Source organism: Streptomyces sp. NPDC052064 (genome assembly GCF_055585925.1).
The window spans coordinates 46368-65327 of sequence record NZ_JBVJJE010000016.1 but is presented as its reverse complement, the minus strand read 5'-3'; the positions used below and the strand labels follow the sequence as shown (position 1 = coordinate 65327).

Here is an 18960-nt window from a genome sequence, read left to right as displayed (position 1 = left end):
TGTCGTCGAGGTGTCGGAGTCGGCCCCGGTCACCGCCGACCCAGTTGCCGCCACCGCCGAGCCGCGACCCCCGGCTGAGTCACGACCCACCGTCGACGCACCGAAACCGGTCGCCGACGAGCCGTTTCCCTCCTCCGAGCACGCGCAGTCCGCCGCAGAGCCACATGAGCGCTCGGACCTTCCCTCGGCCGGCCACCCGTCCAACGCCGATGCCCGTCCTCAGGAGGCGACACTCCGCGCGTTCCACCCCGCCGACACCCGCACGGCACGCACGGCACGCACGCTCGACGCACTGCCCCCTCTGCCGCCTCCCATCTCCGTCCGCCCCGCCCCCAGCCCTCTCCGCCCCCTCCGCTACGAGATCCGCCGTGCCGCCGGGATCGGCACCGGGTTCATCACCGGGGCCGCCGTGCTCGTCGTGTCCGCCGTGACCGCCGTCGTGCTCGCCCGTATCGGGCACACCCCGCAGCAGCGCCTGCTGGTCGCGTGGCCGCAGGAGCTGCCCCTGCCGCCCGCGGCGCTCGGCGCGGGGCTGCTCGGCGCGCTGGCCTTCGGCGACGAGTTCCGCCACCCCGCCCTGGCCGCGGACCGCGGCACTGTGCCCCGCCGGTTGGGGCTGCTGGCCGCCAAACTGCTCGTCTCCACGGCCACCGCGCTGATGCTGGCCGCCCTCACCGTCGGCTGCGACGCCGAAGTGCTCTATCTCGTCTACGGACGGGAGCTCACCCAGGTTCCCGCCGACTGGCTGCCGTTGGGAGCGAGTTGGATCGGACTGGTGGTCGGCTGCGCCTGGGCGGGCGTTCTGGCCGCAGGTGTCTTCCGTTCCACCACGGCCGGGCTGGCCGCCGTGGCCGCCGTGCCGCTCCTCGTCGTACCCGCGGTGCACAAGGTCCTGGAGGGGCCCTCCGTGCGGACTGCGGCGGGACTTCCCATGCGGCTGCGCGAGGCTCTGCTGCCGCGATGGCCCTTCGGGGGCGAGCGCTACCTGGAAGCCGCGCTCAGCGTGATCTCCCAACCTGTCGGCGGCGCACTGATGTTGTCGCTGACCGTGCTGCTCTGCGCGTATCTGCTCACCGCGCTGCGGAGCCGGTTCCGGTGACGACTGTCCGTAACCCTTAGTCGGGCCATGCGCACAACTCCCCGCAGAACGCCCATTTCTTTCCGATAAGGCGTCAATTGCGACGGGGTGAGCGATCACCCTTTCGTGTGCTTTTCACCAAAGACCTCAAGGGAGTTGGAGACGGCGCCGACAAAGGATGCGTGAGTACCCTTGCGCACACCATGATGACCGCCGCCCGCTCCGCTGACTCCGGCCTCGCGAGCCCGGGCGAACTCGACCGCTACCCCTACGCAGAGGCGCCCGCCGTCGACCGCGTCGGTGCCCCTGCCTGGGACGGCGGGGACCCAGAGCTGGGCCGGGTCGGCAGGCGCGCCGCGGGCAGCCGCGGACGCGGGCTGCACGGCCAACTCGTCCAGCAGCTGGGTCAGATGATCGTCTCCGGCGACCTGGGCGCCGACCGTCCGCTGGTGCCCGAGGAGATCGGCCAGCGGTTCGAGGTCTCCCGCACCGTCGTCCGCGAGTCGCTCCGCGTCCTGGAGGCCAAGGGCCTGGTGAGCGCCCGCCCGAACGTCGGCACGCGCGTGCGCCCCGTCAGCGACTGGAACCTCCTCGACCCGGACATCATCGAGTGGCGGGCCTTCGGGCCGCAGCGCGACGACCAGCGCCGCGAGCTGAGCGAGCTGCGGTGGACGATCGAGCCGCTCGCCGCCCGCCTCGCCGCCGGGCACGGGCGCGAGGGCGTCCAGCAGCGTCTGACGGACATGGTCGAGATCATGGGGCAGGCGATGGCCCAGGGTGATGCGCTCACCTTCTCCCGCGCCGACTCCGAGTTCCACTCGCTGCTCATCCAGGTCGCCGGCAACCGCATGCTGGAGCACCTCTCCGGGATCGTGTCCGCGGCCCTCCAGGTCTCCGGCGGTCCGGTCACGGGTTGTGACCGGCCGAACGAGGCGTCGCTGGCGCACCACGGTCGCATCTGCGACGCCCTCGCCGCCGGCGACGGAACCGCGGCCGAGGCGGCGATGCGGCAACTTCTCATGGTCCACCCCGAGGTGGAACGCGTGGTGCCCGCTCCGCGCGAGCACTGACCGTGTTCCGCGGGCGGCGCGGCTGGGTGTGCCACCCCCCTCCTGTGGCAGTGCCCGTTCGGTGAACCGCCTTCCGTCGGACCCCGCGGGATCCTCGCGATCCCGCGGGGTCCGACGGCGCGAAGGGGGCGGAGATCCGCGGGAGCGGCCAGGCAACAGTCACGTACGACCTCTTTTGCCCCAGTTTGATCGCTTTTGTTCGCTTACGGGGTGTGACTCGGGCCACGCGAATTGGGCGTAACGCTCGCGGGAAGAACGCGATGACCTAAGAGGTGACAGCCGCGGAGGGAATACGGACGCCGTTCACGGCGCTGTGCATCTTCCCGGCCCCCGCCCGCGCCGTCGGCCCACCTCCAAGCCGGCGGTCGGCTCCTGTCCACTGTGGACGGGGCCGGAAGCCGTTTTCCAACGTTCCGAGAGGTTGTTCGTGTCGGCCAGCACATCCCGTACGCTCCCGCCGGAGATCGCCGAATCCGTCTCTGTCATGGCTCTCATTGAGCGGGGAAAGGCTGAGGGGCAGATCGCCGGCGATGACGTGCGTCGGGCCTTCGAAGCTGACCAGATTCCGGCCACTCAGTGGAAGAACGTACTGCGCAGCCTCAACCAGATCCTCGAGGAAGAGGGTGTGACGCTGATGGTCAGTGCCGCAGAGCCCAAGCGCACCCGAAAGAGCGTCGCAGCGAAGAGTCCCGCCAAGCGCACCGCCACCAAGACGGTCGCGGCCAAGGCGGTGACCACCAGGAAGGCAACCGCCTCCGCCACGCCGGCGGCGCCCGCAGCCGAGCCCGCCGCCGAGGAAGAGACACCCGCCAAGAAGGCAGCTGCCAAGAAGACGACCGCCAAGAAGGCGGCCGCGAAGAAGGCGCCTGCCAAGAAGACCGCGGCGAAGAAGACCAGCGCCAAGAAGGACGACGTCGAGCTTCTCGAAGAGGAGGTGCTCGAGGAGGCCGCTCCCGGCAAGACCGGCGAGGAGCCCGAGGGCACGGAGAACGCCGGCTTCGTGCTGTCCGACGACGACGAGGACGACGCGCCCGCCCAGCAGGTTGCCGCCGCCGGTGCCACCGCCGACCCGGTCAAGGACTACCTCAAGCAGATCGGCAAGGTCCCGCTGCTCAACGCCGAGCAGGAGGTCGAGCTCGCCAAGCGCATCGAGGCCGGACTGTTCGCCGAGGACAAGCTGGCCAACGCCGACAAGCTCGCCCCGAAGCTCAAGCGCGAGCTGGAGATCATCGCCGAGGACGGCCGCCGCGCCAAGAACCACCTCCTGGAGGCCAACCTCCGTCTGGTGGTCTCCCTGGCCAAGCGCTACACCGGCCGCGGCATGCTCTTCCTGGACCTCATCCAGGAAGGCAACCTCGGTCTGATCCGCGCGGTCGAGAAGTTCGACTACACCAAGGGCTACAAGTTCTCCACGTACGCCACCTGGTGGATCCGTCAGGCGATCACCCGCGCCATGGCCGACCAGGCCCGCACCATCCGTATCCCGGTGCACATGGTCGAGGTCATCAACAAGCTCGCGCGCGTGCAGCGCCAGATGCTTCAGGACCTGGGCCGCGAGCCCACCCCGGAGGAGCTGGCGAAGGAACTCGACATGACCCCGGAGAAGGTCATCGAGGTCCAGAAGTACGGCCGCGAGCCGATCTCGCTGCACACCCCGCTGGGCGAGGACGGCGACAGCGAGTTCGGTGACCTCATCGAGGACTCCGAGGCTGTCGTCCCCGCCGACGCGGTCAGCTTCACGCTCCTCCAGGAGCAGCTGCACTCCGTCCTGGACACCCTGTCCGAGCGCGAGGCGGGCGTCGTCTCGATGCGCTTCGGTCTCACCGACGGTCAGCCGAAGACCCTCGACGAGATCGGCAAGGTCTACGGCGTCACGCGTGAGCGGATCCGCCAGATCGAGTCGAAGACCATGTCGAAGCTGCGCCACCCGTCCCGTTCGCAGGTGCTGCGCGACTACCTCGACTAGTCGTAGCGGTCGACGCGGAAGGCCCGGTTCCCCCTTAGGGGGCCGGGCCTTCGTCATGCCTCTCCGCGGGTGCGGGCCGTCACGGGGTGGATCACTCTGGGTGTCTCGCCGACACCACGGAGTGAGGAGTGTGTATGCGTCGTCGCTTTGTCCGGGCTCTGGCTCGACCGCTGGTCGTGGCAGCAGCGGTATCCGGCCTGTCAGTGGGTTCCAGTGCCCCTGTGGCGGCCGACGGGGTGGTCATAGGGGGATTTCCCGTCGACGTGTCGGAGAGCCCGTGGACGGTGGCCCTGTCCAGTCGTGACCGGTTCGGGGGTACGCGCGCGGGGCAGTTCTGCGGCGGCGTGGCGGTCGGTCGCAGCACCGTGCTCACCGCGGCCCACTGCGTGGACGAGGAGGTCCTGGGTGGGCCGCCGGAGCGCGTACGCGATCTCAGGGTCATAGCAGGGCGCACGGACCTGCTCTCGGACCGCGGTGGCCAGGAGGTCGCGGTGCGAGACACCTGGGTGAACCCGGCCTACGACGCTGGCAGCAACGTCGGTGATTTCGCCGTACTCACCCTCGCCGAGCCTCTCCCCGCCGACTCGGTCATCGGCATGGCGGCCGGCGGTGACCCCGCGTACACCGCGGGCGGGGCCGCGACGGTGTACGGATGGGGTGATGTCTCGGGTGCCGGGGAGTATCCGAACAGTCTGCGGGCGGCACGCGTGCGTGTGCTCCCTGACGCTCTCTGTGAGGAGGCGTATGCGGGAGGTGCGGACGGCGTCTACGACGCCAGGAGCATGCTGTGCGCCGGAGAAGCGAAGGGGGGCCGGGATGCCTGCCAGGGCGACAGCGGGGGACCTCTGGTGGCCCAGGGGCGGTTGATCGGACTCGTGTCCTGGGGGATCGGCTGCGGGCAGGCCCGCAATCCCGGGGTGTACATGCGCGTGTCCGGCATCATGCGGTCGCTCGGCTGGACACGTGTGTGAAGAAACCATGCGGAGGGCGTCCGGAGGAGCCTGAGCGGGCTCGCGGGGACGAGGACGGGCGGCTGCCTCCATAGCGGAAGCAGCCGCCCGTTCACCGGCCTCTGCCGGGCTGGCTCGTCGTCGGACGCGAGGCGTCAGCGCTCTTCTTCGGAGGCAGTCGCGGGAGCGGACGTCAGCCGCTCCGTCTCGTCCTGTATCTCAGCGGCGATCTTCTTGAGTTCCGGCTCGAACTTGCGCCCGTGGTGGGCGCAAAAGAGCAGTTCTCCGCCGCTGAGCAGGACGACGCGCAGGTACGCCTGGGCGCCGCAGCGGTCGCAGCGATCAGCGGCCGTCAACTGGCTCGCAGGGGTCAGAACAGTAGTCACGTCGCCTCTTCTCTAGCTCGACGAGCTGTCGTACCAGGGTCAACATCCAACCAGCCCCAAAACGTTCCCGCTCGTGGCTTTTCCTCGAAAAATCTTTGCGAGGCGGCTGTCTGCTGCCGGTTGGCGGCGAATGTGCCGTATTGCGTGTCTATGTGTCTTACGGGGCTTCGCGTTGTATCGGTGGTCGGTCCTCCCGGCTGGATTGCCGGTTGTTCATGAGGACGTGCCCGGAGCCTAAATGGTTCATGCCTGGAAGGGAACGTGATGTGTGCTTCACTCCAACGAGGGATCGAACAGGCATGCGAGTCTGCACTAGGGTGAGTTTCCGACGAGGGTGGCGTTACAACGGCTCTACCAGGCCTCGGTACCCTCTCACCGGTGACTGAAGCCGCGCCCTTACCCATGAGGGCCCCATCTGAAATTCAGCGAGGAGCGAACCGCGTGACCGCCGAGACGTCCGTGCCGTCCACAGCTCTGCTGGCAGGAGCAGACCGGGACGGGTCCAACTACACCGCGCGGCACCTGCTCGTCCTCGAGGGGCTCGAGGCCGTGCGGAAGCGCCCCGGTATGTATATCGGGTCGACTGACAGCCGTGGCCTGATGCACTGCCTCTGGGAGATCATCGACAACTCCGTCGACGAGGCCCTCGGCGGCTACTGCGACCACATCGAGGTCATCCTCCAGGACGACGGCTCGGTCGAGGTCCGGGACAACGGCCGGGGTATCCCGGTCGACGTCGAGCCCAAGACCGGTCTCTCCGGTGTCGAGGTCGTCATGACCAAGCTGCACGCCGGCGGCAAGTTCGGCGGCGGCTCGTACGCCGCCTCCGGCGGTCTGCACGGCGTCGGCGCCTCCGTGGTGAACGCCCTGTCCGCCCGTCTGGACATCGAGGTGGACCGCGGTGGACACACCCACGCGATCAGCTTCCGGCGCGGTGTCCCGGGCGCCTTCGCCGGTACCGGCATGGACGCGAAGTTCGAGGCCAAGAGCGGCCTGCGCAAGGCGAAGAAGATCCCGAAGACCCGCACAGGCACCCGCGTGCGGTACTGGGCCGACCGCCAGATCTTCCTCAAGGACGCCAAGCTCTCCCTGGAGAACCTGCACCAGCGCGCCCGCCAGACCGCGTTCCTGGTGCCCGGCCTGACCATCGTCGTGCGCGACGAGTACGGGCTCGGCGAGGGCGGCAGCAAGGGCGAGGAGTCCTTCCGCTTCGACGGCGGAATCAGCGAGTTCTGCGAATACCTGGCGAACGACAAGCCGATCTGCGACGTCCTCCGCTTCTCCGGACAGGGCAGCTTCAAGGAGACGGTCCCCGTCCTGGACGACCACGGTCAGATGACGCCCACCGAGGTCACCCGAGAGCTCGGCGTCGACGTCGCGCTGCGCTGGGGGACCGGCTACGACACGACGCTCAGGTCGTTCGTCAACATCATCGCCACCCCCAAGGGCGGTACGCACGTCGCCGGCTTCGAGCAGGCCGTCGCCAAGACGATGAACGAGGTGCTGCGCACCAAGAAGCTCCTGCGCGTCGCAGAGGACGACATCGTCAAGGACGACGCCCTCGAGGGCCTGACCGCGGTCGTCACCGTACGTCTCGCCGAGCCGCAGTTCGAAGGCCAGACCAAGGAGGTCCTCGGGACCTCGGCGGCCCGCCGCATCGTGAACAACGTGGTCACCAAGGAACTCAAGGCGTTCCTGACGTCCACGAAGCGTGACGCCGCCCAGCAGGCCCGTGTCGTGCTGGAGAAGGCCGTCGCCGCGGCCCGTACGCGCATCGCCGCCAGGCAGCACAAGGACGCACAGCGCCGCAAGACGGCCCTGGAGTCCTCCTCGCTGCCGGCCAAGCTCGCCGACTGCCGCAGCGACGACGTCGACCGCAGCGAACTGTTCATCGTCGAGGGCGACTCCGCGCTCGGTACGGCGAAGCTCGCCCGGAACTCCGAGTTCCAGGCGCTGCTGCCGATTCGGGGCAAGATCCTCAACGTCCAGAAGTCGTCCGTGACGGACATGCTCAAGAACGTCGAGTGTGGCGCGATCATCCAGGTCATAGGAGCCGGATCGGGCCGGACCTTCGACATTGACACGGCCCGCTACGGCAAGATCATCATGATGACCGACGCCGACGTCGACGGCTCGCACATCCGCACCCTGCTCCTGACCCTGTTCCACCGCTACATGCGGCCCATGGTCGAGGCCGGCCGAGTCTTCGCGGCGGTGCCGCCGCTGCACCGCATCGAGATCGTCCAGCCGAAGAAGGGCCAGGACAAGTACATCTACACGTACTCGGACCGGGAGCTGCGCGACAAGCTCATGGAGCTCCAGAGCAAGGGCGTCCGCTACAAGGACTCGATCCAGCGCTACAAGGGTCTCGGCGAGATGGACGCCGACCAGCTGGCCGAGACGACCATGGACCCGCGCCACCGCACTCTGCGCCGGATCAACCTCTCCGACCTCGAGGCCGCCGAGCAGGTCTTCGATCTGCTCATGGGCAACGACGTCGCGCCGCGCAAGGAGTTCATCTCCAACTCGGCGGCGACGCTGGACCGGTCGCGGATCGATGCGTAGCCGCCGCTGCGCTGGGCTCTGGCAGGGCAGGGCGGGGCTGGGATGCTGGTGATCTGATCTGATCTGATCTGATCTGGTCGGGGTCGGGGTCGGGGTCGGGGTCGGGGTCGGGGGCGGGTGCTGGCTCAGCTGCCGCCGGCTGGCGCTGCGAGCGATCGTGCCAGGTCCTCCCGCTGCTTGAGGGGGGCCTCGGGCGAGCACGGGTGGGCGTGCGTGGTGTGGGCATGGTGCTGGTCCGGCCTGTTTCGGCTTCAACGAGTCCGGTTCGGCTGGTCCGGCTTCAGTGGTTCCGGTCGGGTCCGGCTCAGCCGGGAAGCCGGTGCGGGATCCGTGCCGTGCCTGGTGTACGGCCTGACCGGCTTGGACGACCCGGCCCGCATACGGATCCCAGACCGCCGCGTCCGAGCCGTCTCCACCCCTGGGTGGAGAGACGCCCGGTCGGGAATCCACCTATGATCCACCCACACTCCGATCCCGTGACCTGGCGATTTCCGTAACGTCGAAGGCGTCGGTGGCAGCGCTGCCGGCATCTCCTTTCTCGCTCACGGAGGTTGTGATGTCCGGGCTCGTCGACGTGCTGGTGATCGTGGTCGTTGCCGCACTGGTGATCGCCCGGCAGTTCCGCGCAACCCCTATCGACGGCGAGCGCCGCTGGTGGCTCCTGCCCGCGACCCCGGCCGTCGTCGCACTGCATGAACCCGGCATACTCGCCGCCCATCACCACACGGCCTCAGCACCGGAATTGTGGCCTGGCGCGGTCGGTTGCCTCGCCCTGCCGCGAACTCGGGCTGGGCGTACGGTGACAGCAGGATGGCGCAGGTAAGGGGCAGGTGTGAAGGAGAACGCGTGGACACGCTGGCCTTCCCGGGAGGCGCTCAGCCGCGAGGGACTTTCACGCTCCCGGTGCCTGCTGGCCTGGACGGTGAGGGCCCTGGTCCTCGGTGTGCTGATGTGGGGTGCCTTTGCCGGGAGCGAGGTGCGTGGCTGGAAGGCGGCGGCCGGAGCCGGAGGGGTGCTTCTGGCGGCGCTGCTCGCCTGGGTGTTCTTCCGGACCACGCTCCAGCACCGGCTGTGGTCGTCGCTGGCGTCGCTCGCGTTGCTTCAGGGTGTCGCCGTCGCGGCCCAGATGTCGGGCTTCAAAGTCGCGGCCCTGGTCATGTGGTGTGGATGCGCCGTCTCGGCGCTGGAGCGGCTCCCACTGGCAGTCGCCTTCAGTGCAGCGGGCGTGGCACTCGGTTCGTTCGTGGCCGTCAACAACGACGAGGTGCTGACGTCCGTGGTCACCGGCGTAGGCCTCGCCCTGGCCGGATACACGCTGCGCCTGGACGCCGAGGCCCGCGGCAGCGCCCAGCGGCTGCTCGCCCAGGAGCGGGCCGCGCGTGCGGCCGAGGCGGAGACGGCGGCACTCGCCGAGCGGGCGCGTATAGCGCGGGAGATTCACGACGTGCTGGCGCACAGCCTCTCGGCCCAGCTCGTGCACTTGGAGGCGGCCAGGTTGCTGATCGAGCGTGGCGGGGAACGGGAGCAGGTTCTCGAACGAGTGGTGGCGGCACGGGAGATGGCGCGTGGCGGGCTCTCTGAGACGCGGCAGGCGCTCTCCGCCCTGCGGGGGGATCTGACCCCGCTGGAGGAGTTCCTGAACCAGTTGGTGGGTACGGCCGACGGCGCCGAGATCACCATCACGGGTGAACGCAGGGCACTGCCGGCCGAGGCTTCGCAGGCTGTGCGCAGAGCGGCTCAGGAGGCTCTGACGAATGCCCGCAAACACGCCCCGGGCGCCAAGGTGCGCCTGCGGCTCGACTACAACCCGCACGAAGTGACCCTGGATGTGCGGGACTCGGGCGGCTCGCCGGGCGAGCTGACCGGGATGGGAGCCGGGTACGGTCTGCTGGGCATGCGGGAGCGAGCCGAGCTGCTGGGCGGTTCGTTCGAGGCCGGGCCGGGTGAGGAGGGGTTCGTGGTGACGTTGAAGGTGCCGGTATGACGGAGGAGGCCGAGCGGAAGCACGCTCGGGTGGTGGTCGCGGACGACCAGACCGTGGTGCGGGAGGGCATCGTGATGCTGCTCGGTCTGCTGCCCGGGATCGAGGTCGTCGGCGCGGCGGGGGATGGGGAGGAGGCGGTGCGGCTCGTCGCCGAAGTCGCCCCGGACGTGGTGCTGATGGACCTGCGTATGCCTCGCTGCGACGGGGTGGAGGCGACCCGCAGGATCCGCGCGGAGTACCCCGGGACGCAGGTGGTGGTGCTCACGACGTACGCCGACGACGAGTCTCTCTTCCCGGCACTGGCTGCGGGAGCGCGCGGCTATCTCACGAAGGATGCCGACGGAGAGGAGATCGTGCGGGCCGTACACAGCGTGCTGTCGGGGGACGCGGGTCTCTCGCCGAGCATTCAGAGGCGGCTGCTGGAGCGTCTGGCGGAGACCGAGGCGAGACCGGCCGCAGCCCCTGAGGCGCCGGACGGGCTCACCGTGCGGGAGACGGAGGTGTTGTTCCTCATCGCCGAAGGGCTCAGCAACCAGGAGATCGGCCGCAGGCTGCACGTCTCCACCGCGACCGTGAAGACCCACATCAACAACCTCTTCGCCAAGACGGGGCTCAAGGACCGTGCACAAGCGGTGCGTTACGCGTACGGAAAGGGACTGGTGCGACCACCAGCGGGTTGAGTCACCTGATGGGGTGAAGAGCGAGGGGAAGAAGAGTCGGGGATCATTCCGTTCTGTCCATCCTTGGGCATGCAGCCAAGCAAGGGCCGTCCCCGTGGAGACGGGGCTGGTCAGAAAAGTCCGGCCGAACAACTCGACGGTGCCGACCCGGTCCCGGCCGGGGAGGCCGGGCACCTCAGGTACGACGATCCCTGGTACGACGCCCTCGCCTCCGGCTGGGGCGAGTCGGCCGGTGCCGGGGTGCCGACTCCGGCCGTGGTCCCGTCGGCACGCGGTGAGGGCGAGACCGGGGTCGCGGCGGCCTACGTGTACCTGGAGGTGCAGCGCAGTGAGGCCTTCCAGGAGGTGCGGCGGCGGTATCGGAGGTTCGTGGTGCCGGCCTTCGTAGCCTTCTTCGCCTGGTACGTGGGCTACGTCGTGGTTGCCACGACCGCGCCGGAGCCGATGGCCCGGCCCGTGGTGGGAACGGTGAACGTGGCGCTGGTGGCGGGGCTCGGGCAGTTCCTGACCACTTTCCTGTTCACCTGGGCGTACGCGCGGCACGCGCGGCTGCGCAGGGACCGGGCGGCGCTCGAACTGCGCTGGGACACACAGGAGCTGACGCGCGGCGTGAACGGCGGTGTCTCGTGACGGGTGAACACCAGACGCTGGCGCTGCTGCTGTTCAGCGGGTTCGTCGCGGTCACGCTGGCGATCACGACCTGGGTGAGCCGCAACCGGCGCGGTTCGGTGGAGGAGTTCTACGCGGGCGGGCGGCTCTTCTCACCCATGGAGAATGGTTTTGCCCTCGCCGGTGACTACATGTCGGCCGCCTCCTTCCTGGGGGTCACCGGGCTCATCGCACTGTTCGGCTACGACGGGCTGCTGTATGTCGTCGGTTTCCTCGTGGCCTGGCTGGTGGTGCTGTTCCTCGTGGCCGAACTGGTCCGCAACTGCGGCCGGTTCACGCTCTCGGACGTTGTGGCGGCGCGGATGAGGGAGCGGCCGGTACGGATCGCGGCGGGAACGTCCTCGGTCACCGTGTCCGTTCTGTACCTGGTGGCGCAGATGGTCGGCGCGGGCAGCCTGGTGGCGCTGCTGCTCGGGGGCACGAGTGGGGCGGCGCGGGCCTGGACCGTCATCGGGGTCGGCGCGCTCATGGTGATCTATGTGTCGTTGGGAGGGATGCGGGCGACGACGTGGATCCAGATCGTCAAGGCCGTCCTGCTGCTCGGCGGCACGATCGCGCTGACGGTGCTCGTCCTGGTGCGCTTCCACGGCGACCTGGACCGGCTGCTGCTCACGGCGGCCGAGCGCAGCGGTCACGGGGAGGCGTTTCTGGCGCCCGGGTTGAAGTACGGCGGGGACTGGACCGCTCGTTTCGACTTCATCAGTCTGGGGCTGGCCCTGGTGCTGGGCACGGCCGGGCTGCCGCACATCCTGTCCCGCTTCTACACCGTGCCCACCGCGCGCGCCGCACGCCGTTCGGTCGTCTGGGCTGTCTGGCTCATCGGCGGTTTCTACCTGATGACGATCGTGCTCGGTTTCGGCGCGGCCGCCATCGTGGGCCCCGACGCGGTACGCGCGTCCAACGCGGCCGGGAACACGGCCGTTCCGCTGCTGGCGCTCGATCTGGGCGGTGGTGCCGGATCCACGGGTGGAACGGTTCTCTTCGCGGTTGTCGCCGCGGTCGCCTTCGCCACGATCCTCGCCGTGGTCGCCGGGATCACGCTCGCGTCCTCGGCGTCGGTGGCCCACGACCTGTACGCGTCACTGCGGCGCCGCGGCGGCAAGCCCCGCAGCGAGGTGGCCGTGGCCCGTGTCGCGGCCCTCGGTGTCGGCGTCGTGGCGATCGCTCTCGGTCTGCTGGCGCGGAATCTCAACGTCGCGTTCCTGGTGGGCCTCGCCTTCGCCGTCGCCGCGTCGGCGAACCTTCCGGTGCTGCTCTACTCCCTGTTCTGGCGCGGCTTCACCACACGTGGCGCCGTATGGGCCGTCTACGGCGGTCTGATCCCGGCCGTGGTGCTCGTGGTGCTGTCCCCGGTGGTCTCCGGAAGCCCCGACGCACTGTTCCCGAACGTCGACTTCCAGTACTTCCCGTTGCAGAACCCGGGCCTGGTCTCGATCCCGCTGGGCTTCCTTGCGGGCTGGCTGGGCACGGCCACCTCGGCGGAGGTCCCGGACGAGGCCAAGCATGCCGAGACCGAGGTGCGGTCGCTGACCGGGGCGGGAGCGGCGTAGAGGCGGTGCCTTCACCGGCGTACGGCTACGGCGCCACCCACGCATAACGGTGTTCGGGCCGACCCGTGTCGCCGTACTTGAGGGAGAGGCGCAGACGGCCGGACTGCTCCAGGCGGCGCAGATAGCGCTGGGCGGTGGAGCGGCTCAGCCCGGTCTCGACGGCGACCTCGTGGGCGGAGAGCGGGTGGTCGGCGCGGTGCAGGACGCGGCAGATCAGTTCCGTCGTCGGCTCCGAGTGGCCGCTCGGCAGCCTCGGTGACGCGAGGGCCGGGGTGGTGCGCAGGGCGCTGAAGATCCGGTCGACCTGTTCCTGGACTGCGATGCCGCGGCCGCCCCCGACCCTCTCGACGGTGCGGCGCAGGGCGGCATAGGACTCCAGGCGGGTGTGCAGCGCGGCGAAGGTGAACGGTTTGACGAGGTAGTGCAGGGCGCCCAGGCGCATGGCAGCCTGGATGGTCGCCACGTCGCCGTCAGCGGTGATCATGATGACGTCGGTGCCATGGCCCTGTTCTCGCATACGGTGGACGAGTTCGAGGCCTGTCCCGTCGGGGAGATAGTGGTCCAGCAGGACCAGATCGATCCCTCCGCGCTGCACCGCCGCCAGAGCCTGGGCAGCACTGTGAGCGCGGGCCGCCACCCGGAAACCGGGAACCTTTCCCACGTACTTGGCGTTGATCTCGGCGACACGGAAGTCGTCGTCCACGACCAGGACGTCAATCATCGGGCCTCTTTCCGTCAAGGCCATGCGGGCGTCAAGCCCTTGTTTCGGCTACGTTTTTGTATCCCGCGCAAAACGAGCACAACAGGCTCTTGCGAGCAAAAGAACGGTATGCGCTCACAAGACTGATGCGGCCTGCCGAGCCGGATCTACCGTCCCCGGCCATGAGCGCAGACACCAGCCCCGCCATCGAGCTGCGGGGCGCGAGCAAGACGTTCAGGACCCCGTCAGGAGGCCTGCACACGGCCGTCCGGGACCTGGATCTCACGGTTGGCCGTGGGGAGTTCGTCGCGGTCGTCGGCCCCACGGGCTGCGGCAAGTCGACCACGTTGACCCTGGTCAGCGGCCTGGAGGAGCCCACCGAGGGTGAGGTGCTGGTCGCCGGGGAGCCGGTGCGCGGCGTCGGCGACAAGGTCGGCTTCGTCTTCCAGCAGGACGCTACCTTCCCCTGGCGTACGGTGCTGTCCAATGTGATGGCGGGACCGCGCTTCCGTGGCGTGCCCAAGGCGGAGGCGAAGCGGCTGGCGCGCGACTGGCTGGCCCGGGTCGGGCTCGAGGCCTTCGAGGACCGCTACCCGCACCAGCTCTCCGGCGGCCAGCGCAAACGCGTCGCGCTCGCCGCGACCTTCGTCAACGACCCCGAGATCCTGCTCATGGACGAGCCGTTCTCGGCACTCGACGTGCAGACCAGGGCGCTGATGTCGGACGAGTTGCTCGAACTGTGGGCGGGCACGCAGGCATCGGTCGTCTTCGTCACCCATGACCTGGAGGAGTCCATCGCCCTGGCCGACAAGGTCGTCGTCATGACCGCCGGTCCCGCCACCGTCAAGGAGGTCTTCACCATCGACCTGCCGCGGCCGCGCAAGGTCGAGGCGGTGCGCCTGGAGCCGCGGTTCATCGAGATCTACCGCGAGATCTGGGAGTCCCTCGGCGAAGAGGTGCGCATCACCCGCGAGAGGAGTGCCGCCCATGTCGCCTGAGCTGCTCAGCACGCCGGTCGTGGAGACGGCCAAGGCCCCGGACCGCGCCCACTCGCGGGCCCGCGCGGCGCGCAGGCGGAAGGTCCTCATCAACGCCGTCCGGGCGCTGCTGCTGATCGGTGTCCTCGGCCTGTGGGAGGCGTTGTCCCGGGCCAAGATCATCGATCCGTTCAACTTCTCCATGCCCTCGCAGATCTGGGACCAGATCTACACCTGGGTGACGCACGGGACCGCGCTCGGCTCCCTGGGTGAGCAGATCTGGTACACGCTCTACGAGGCGCTGCTCGGCTGGGTCCTCGGGGTGGCCACCGGCGTCGTCCTCGGCATTGCACTGGGGCGGATCACCTTGCTCGCCGATGTACTTGGTCCGTACATCAAGGTGCTCAACTCGATTCCCAGGATCGTCCTCGCCCCGATCTTCGTGATCTGGTTCGGGCTCGGCCCGGCTTCCAAGGTCGCGTCGGCCGTCGTCCTCGTCTTCTTCCCGGTGTTCTTCAACGCCTTCCAGGGTGCCCGCGAGGTCGACCGCAACCTCGTCTCCAACGCCCGCATCCTGGGCGCGAGCGACCGCAGGGTGACCCTTCAGGTGGTCATCCCGTCCGCCACTTCCTGGATCTTCACCAGCCTCCATGTGAGCTTCGGCTTCGCCCTCATCGGCGCCATCGTCGGCGAGTACATCGGCGCCACCAAGGGCATCGGCCTGCTCGTCGCGCAGTCCCAGGGCACGTTCAACGCGGCCGGGGTGTACGCGGCGATGGTCATCCTCGCGGTCGTCGCGCTCCTAGCCGAGGGGCTGCTCACCTTTGCCGAGCGCCGCATCTTCCGCTGGAAGCCGGCGGGTTCCGAGCACTGACACCCACCCCGTACGCCCCCTTCTCCGCCCTCTGTCTTCCTCCGCTTTCACAAGGACGTGAACCGCCATGCGCAAGACCGCCCGCTACACCACCCTGGCCGCCGCAGGCCTCCTTGCCCTCTCCTCGCTCACCGCCTGTGCCAACGACGCCGCCAGTACGGCGTCGACCGGCTCCGGCAGCACGGGCGGCGGGAAGGGCGAGAAGGTCAAGATCATGGTCGGTGGGCTGGACAAGGTCATCTACCTGCCCGCCATGCTCACCCAGCGGCTCGGCTACTTCGACGCCGAGGGACTCGACGTGCAGTTGCTGACGGAGCCCGCCGGCGTTCAGGCCGAGACCGCGCTCGTCTCCGGGCAGGTCCAGGGAGCCGTCGGCTTCTACGACCACACCCTCGACCTTCAGACCAAGGGCAAGCACGTCGAGTCGGTCGTGCAGTTCTCGCGCGCCCCCGGCGAGGTGGAGGTGGTCTCCGAGAAGGCGGCGGGCGACATCACCTCACCCAAGGACTTCAAGGGCAGGAAGCTCGGCATCACCGGCCTCGGTTCCTCGACCGACTTCCTCACCAAGTACCTCGCCGTCAAGAACGGCGTGAGCGTCAGCGACTTCACGCCCGTCGCCGTCGGTGCCGGCCCGACGTTCATCTCGGCGCTCCAGAGGGGCTCGATCGACGGCGGCATGACGACCGACCCGACCGTCGCCCAGATCCTGGACAAGAAGGCGGGGAAGATCCTGCTCGACATGCGGACGCCGCAGGGGTCGCAGGAGGCGCTCGGCGGCCCGTATCCGTCGTCAAGTCTGTACATGCAGACGGACTGGGTGAACAGCCACAAAAGCACGGTCCAGAAGCTGGTCAACGCATTCGTCAAGACGCTCACATGGATGTCCACACACAGCGCGTCCCAGATCGCCGACAAGATGCCGGCCGACTACTCGCAGGGCGACAAGGCGCTCTACGCACAGGCGATCAAGAGCACACTGCCGATGTTCACGAAGGACGGCGTGATGCCCGCGGACGGCCCCGAGACTGTGGAGAAGGTGCTCAAGGCGTTCAACCCCAACATCAAGAACGCCAAGATCGACCTCTCCCGGACCTACACGACGGAGTTCACGAAGAAGGCCACCGGCTGACAGCCGAAACGGCCTCAGACTGACCGCCTAGGCGCGGGTCGCCCACACGTAACGGTGTTCCGGGCGGCCCGCGTCTCCGTACTTGAGGGTCAGCCTGGCCCGGCCCGTGCGCTCCAGGAGCTTCAGATAGCGCTGGGCGGTCTGGCGGCTCACCCCGGTCCGCTCGGCGATCTCCTGGGCGGACAGAGGCCCGTCCGCGTTCATCAGGGACTGACGGACCAGCTCCGCCGTGGTGGGGGAGTGGCCTTTGGGAAGGTCCGGCTCGGAGGGGGCCGACAGCGCCCCGAAGATGCGGTCGACCTCGGCCTGCTCCGCCTCCCCGCCGCCGTCGAGGGTGCGGCGCAGTTCCGCGTACGCCTCCAGCTTGGAGCGCAGGCCGGCGAAGGCGAACGGCTTGACCAGGTACTGCAACGCGCCGTGCCGCATCGCCGCCTGCACGGTGGACACGTCCCGGGCCGCCGTCACCATGATCACGTCGGTCTGGTGGCCGCGCCGGCGCATCTCCTGGACGACCGCGATCCCCGTCTCGTCGGGCAGGTAGTGGTCCATCAGCACCAGGTCGAGCCGGGGCAGCGTCTCCAGCTGGCGCAGCGCGTCCGCGGCGCTGTGGGCCTCGCCGGCGACACGGAAGCCCGGCACCTTCTCGACGTAGGCGGCGTTGACCCGCGCGACCCTGGTGTCGTCGTCCACGACCAGCACCTCGATCATCACGACCCCTCCTTGGCGGTCTGCGGAGCTGACGGCACGGTCAGGGCCGGTTCCGGGCCCGGCTGGGCCAGCGCCTCGGGCAGGACGACGGTGAACTCCGCGCCTCCGCCGTGCGCCTCGCCGACGGTCGCGCTGCCCCCCTGCCGCTCGGCGAGCCTGCGCACCAGGGAGAGCCCGATGCCCCGCTCGCGGTGCGCGGGCGGCTTCTTCGTGGACCATCCCTCGGTGAAGATCAACTCCCGGTGCTCCGGCGGGATTCCCGGGCCCGTGTCGCGCACCCGGAGGATCGCCGTACGATCCTCGGCGCGCAGTTCGACCTCCACGCGCGCGTGCGGCTTGCCCGCGACGGCGTCGAGGGCGTTGTCGACCAGGTTGCCGACGACGGTGACGAGCCCCTGGGGATCGATCAGCCGGTCGGGCAGCCGGGTCCGGTCCGACACCCACAGGGCGACGCCCCGCTCGGCCGCGACGGTCGCCTTGCCGACCAGCAGGGCGGCGAGCAGCGGGTCCTCGATCCGCTCGGTGACCTGTTCCGCGGTGGCCCGGTGGTCACCGACCACTTCGCCGACGAACTCCACGGCGTCGTCGTACATCTCCAGTTCGAGCAGCCCCAGGAGCGTGTGCATACGGTTGGCGTGCTCGTGGTCCTGGGCGCGCAGGGCGTCGATCAGGCCGCGGGTGGAGTCGAGCTCGCGGCCCAGCTGCTCCAGCTCCGTGCGGTCGCGCAGGGTGGCCACGGCGCCGCCGTCGTCGGTGGGCATACGGTTGGCGACCAGCACCCGCTGGCCCCGCACGGTGAGCAGGTCCGTGCCGGTCACGCGGCCGGCCAGCACGTCGGCCGTGCGGCCCGCGCCTAGCGCCTCGTCGGGGGAGCGGCCCAGCACAGCGTCCCCGATGCCCAGCAGGCGCTGCGCCTCGTCGTTGACGAGCCGGATGCGGCCGGTGCGGTCCAGGGCGACGACGCCCTCCCGGATGCCGTGCAGCATCGCCTCGCGTTCCGACAGGAGCGACGCGATGTCCGAGAAGGCCAGGTCCCTGGTCTGCCGGTGGACCCGCCGGGAGATGAGCCACGCGGCCAGCGCGCCGACGGCCAGGGCACCTCCGGCGTACGCGAGCAGCCCCGGGATCGCGTGGATCAGCCGGGCCCGGACGCTGTCGTAGGCGATGCCGACCGAGACGGCGCCGACGACCGTGCCGTCGCTGTCACGCAGCGGCACCTTGCCGCGGGCGGAGCGGCCGAGGGTGCCGCTGTCGATCTCCATGACCTCCTTGCCGGCCAGGGCCTGGCCGGGGTCGGTCGAGACGATGCCGCCGATCTGCTTCAGGTCGGTGTGCGACCACCGCACGCCCCGCCAGTCCATCACCACGATGTACTCGGCCTTCGTGGCCTTCCGGATCCGCTCGGCATCCCTCTGCACCGGACCGTTCGGGGAGGGAGGCGTGTCCCTCACCTCCTCCGCGAGGCCCGGCTGCTGCGCGGTGGTCTGCGCGATGGCGAGCGCTCGGCGCATCGCCTGGTCGTCCAGCTGGTCGCTCAGGGGCGCGAGGAACAGCCCGGTCGCGAGGACCGCGACTCCCGCGGCGATCGCCACTTGCATCAGCAGTACCTGCGAGAACACCCGCCGGGGCAGGCCGAGGCGCAGGCGGCGTGCGGGGGGAGTGGGGCTCATACCC

At 69.4% G+C, this 18960-nt stretch carries 16 protein-coding genes and 1 pseudogene; 13 read left to right on the top strand and 4 right to left on the bottom strand.

What is annotated here, in order from left to right; all coding sequences use genetic code 11:
* The 4 genes and pseudogenes from ACZ6TU_RS34810 to ACZ6TU_RS34795 all read left to right on the top strand — a co-directional run.
* A pseudogene (locus ACZ6TU_RS34810) lies at positions 1-1099 on the top strand (ABC transporter); the annotation flags it as partial.
* Between the two features lie 161 nt (positions 1100-1260).
* Positions 1261-2148 (top strand): FadR/GntR family transcriptional regulator, encoded by an 888-nt coding sequence (locus tag ACZ6TU_RS34805; RefSeq protein ID WP_467681006.1) that lies wholly within the window; start codon positions 1261-1263, stop codon positions 2146-2148.
* Between the two features lie 427 nt (positions 2149-2575).
* Positions 2576-4114 carry an RNA polymerase sigma factor gene (locus ACZ6TU_RS34800; protein ID WP_467681004.1) on the top strand — a complete coding sequence of 513 codons (1539 nt, stop codon included), beginning with the start codon at positions 2576-2578 and terminating at the stop codon, positions 4112-4114.
* A gap of 134 nt (positions 4115-4248) precedes the next feature.
* Positions 4249-5085: a S1 family peptidase gene (locus ACZ6TU_RS34795; RefSeq protein ID WP_469552868.1), complete on the top strand. Its 837-nt coding sequence runs from the start codon at positions 4249-4251 to the stop codon at positions 5083-5085.
* Between the two features lie 134 nt (positions 5086-5219).
* Here the strand turns inward: ACZ6TU_RS34795 and ACZ6TU_RS34790 are convergent, their stop codons facing one another.
* The gene (locus ACZ6TU_RS34790) at positions 5220-5450 is read right to left on the bottom strand and encodes a DUF7455 domain-containing protein (protein WP_010034922.1); all 231 of its coding nucleotides are present in this window, start codon (positions 5448-5450) and stop codon (positions 5220-5222) included.
* A 441-nt stretch (positions 5451-5891) separates the two neighbouring features.
* Here ACZ6TU_RS34790 and ACZ6TU_RS34785 point away from each other — a divergent pair, with 441 nt between their 5' ends.
* The 6 genes from ACZ6TU_RS34785 (at position 5892) to ACZ6TU_RS34760 (ending at position 12898) form a co-directional block, all read left to right on the top strand.
* Positions 5892-8015 carry a DNA gyrase/topoisomerase IV subunit B gene (locus ACZ6TU_RS34785; protein WP_467681000.1) on the top strand — a complete coding sequence of 708 codons (2124 nt, stop codon included), beginning with the start codon at positions 5892-5894 and terminating at the stop codon, positions 8013-8015.
* Positions 8016-8571: 556 nt separating this feature from the next.
* On the top strand, positions 8572-8838 hold the full coding sequence (locus ACZ6TU_RS34780; RefSeq protein ID WP_469552866.1) for a hypothetical protein: 267 nt from the start codon (positions 8572-8574) through the stop codon (positions 8836-8838).
* Positions 8839-8847: 9 nt separating this feature from the next.
* Complete coding sequence (locus ACZ6TU_RS34775) at positions 8848-9999, top strand: sensor histidine kinase (protein WP_467680996.1); 1152 nt, start codon at positions 8848-8850, stop codon at positions 9997-9999.
* Positions 9996-10679 carry a response regulator transcription factor gene (locus ACZ6TU_RS34770; RefSeq protein WP_469552864.1) on the top strand — a complete coding sequence of 228 codons (684 nt, stop codon included), beginning with the start codon at positions 9996-9998 and terminating at the stop codon, positions 10677-10679. The genes ACZ6TU_RS34775 and ACZ6TU_RS34770 overlap by 4 nt, the downstream gene beginning before the upstream one ends.
* A gap of 69 nt (positions 10680-10748) precedes the next feature.
* Positions 10749-11309: a DUF485 domain-containing protein gene (locus ACZ6TU_RS34765; RefSeq protein WP_469552862.1), complete on the top strand. Its 561-nt coding sequence runs from the start codon at positions 10749-10751 to the stop codon at positions 11307-11309.
* Positions 11306-12898, top strand: coding sequence for a solute symporter family protein (locus ACZ6TU_RS34760; protein WP_469552860.1), 1593 nt, complete (start codon positions 11306-11308; stop codon positions 12896-12898). Before ACZ6TU_RS34765 ends, ACZ6TU_RS34760 begins: the two co-directional genes overlap by 4 nt.
* A gap of 25 nt (positions 12899-12923) precedes the next feature.
* Here ACZ6TU_RS34760 and ACZ6TU_RS34755 read toward each other — a convergent pair whose 3' ends face one another.
* A complete protein-coding gene (locus ACZ6TU_RS34755) occupies positions 12924-13619 on the bottom strand; it encodes a response regulator (RefSeq protein ID WP_467680988.1) in 696 nt (231 codons plus the stop codon).
* Positions 13620-13780: 161 nt separating this feature from the next.
* On the opposite strand from ACZ6TU_RS34755, the gene ACZ6TU_RS34750 reads away from it, so the two are divergent.
* From ACZ6TU_RS34750 to ACZ6TU_RS34740, 3 genes are all read left to right on the top strand, one after another.
* Positions 13781-14596 carry an ABC transporter ATP-binding protein gene (locus ACZ6TU_RS34750; RefSeq protein WP_467680986.1) on the top strand — a complete coding sequence of 272 codons (816 nt, stop codon included), beginning with the start codon at positions 13781-13783 and terminating at the stop codon, positions 14594-14596.
* A complete protein-coding gene (locus ACZ6TU_RS34745) occupies positions 14586-15449 on the top strand; it encodes an ABC transporter permease (RefSeq protein WP_467680984.1) in 864 nt (287 codons plus the stop codon). Before ACZ6TU_RS34750 ends, ACZ6TU_RS34745 begins: the two co-directional genes overlap by 11 nt.
* Positions 15450-15516: 67 nt before the next feature.
* Positions 15517-16578, top strand: coding sequence for an ABC transporter substrate-binding protein (locus tag ACZ6TU_RS34740; RefSeq protein WP_467680982.1), 1062 nt, complete (start codon positions 15517-15519; stop codon positions 16576-16578).
* Positions 16579-16605: 27 nt separating this feature from the next.
* On the opposite strand, the gene ACZ6TU_RS34735 is transcribed toward ACZ6TU_RS34740, so the two are convergent.
* Positions 16606-17286 (bottom strand): response regulator, encoded by a 681-nt coding sequence (locus tag ACZ6TU_RS34735; protein ID WP_469552923.1) that lies wholly within the window; start codon positions 17284-17286, stop codon positions 16606-16608.
* The gene (locus ACZ6TU_RS34730; RefSeq protein ID WP_469552856.1) at positions 17286-18956 is read right to left on the bottom strand and encodes a sensor histidine kinase; all 1671 of its coding nucleotides are present in this window, start codon (positions 18954-18956) and stop codon (positions 17286-17288) included. The genes ACZ6TU_RS34735 and ACZ6TU_RS34730 overlap by 1 nt, the downstream gene beginning before the upstream one ends.
* Between the last annotated feature and the right edge of the window lie 4 nt (positions 18957-18960).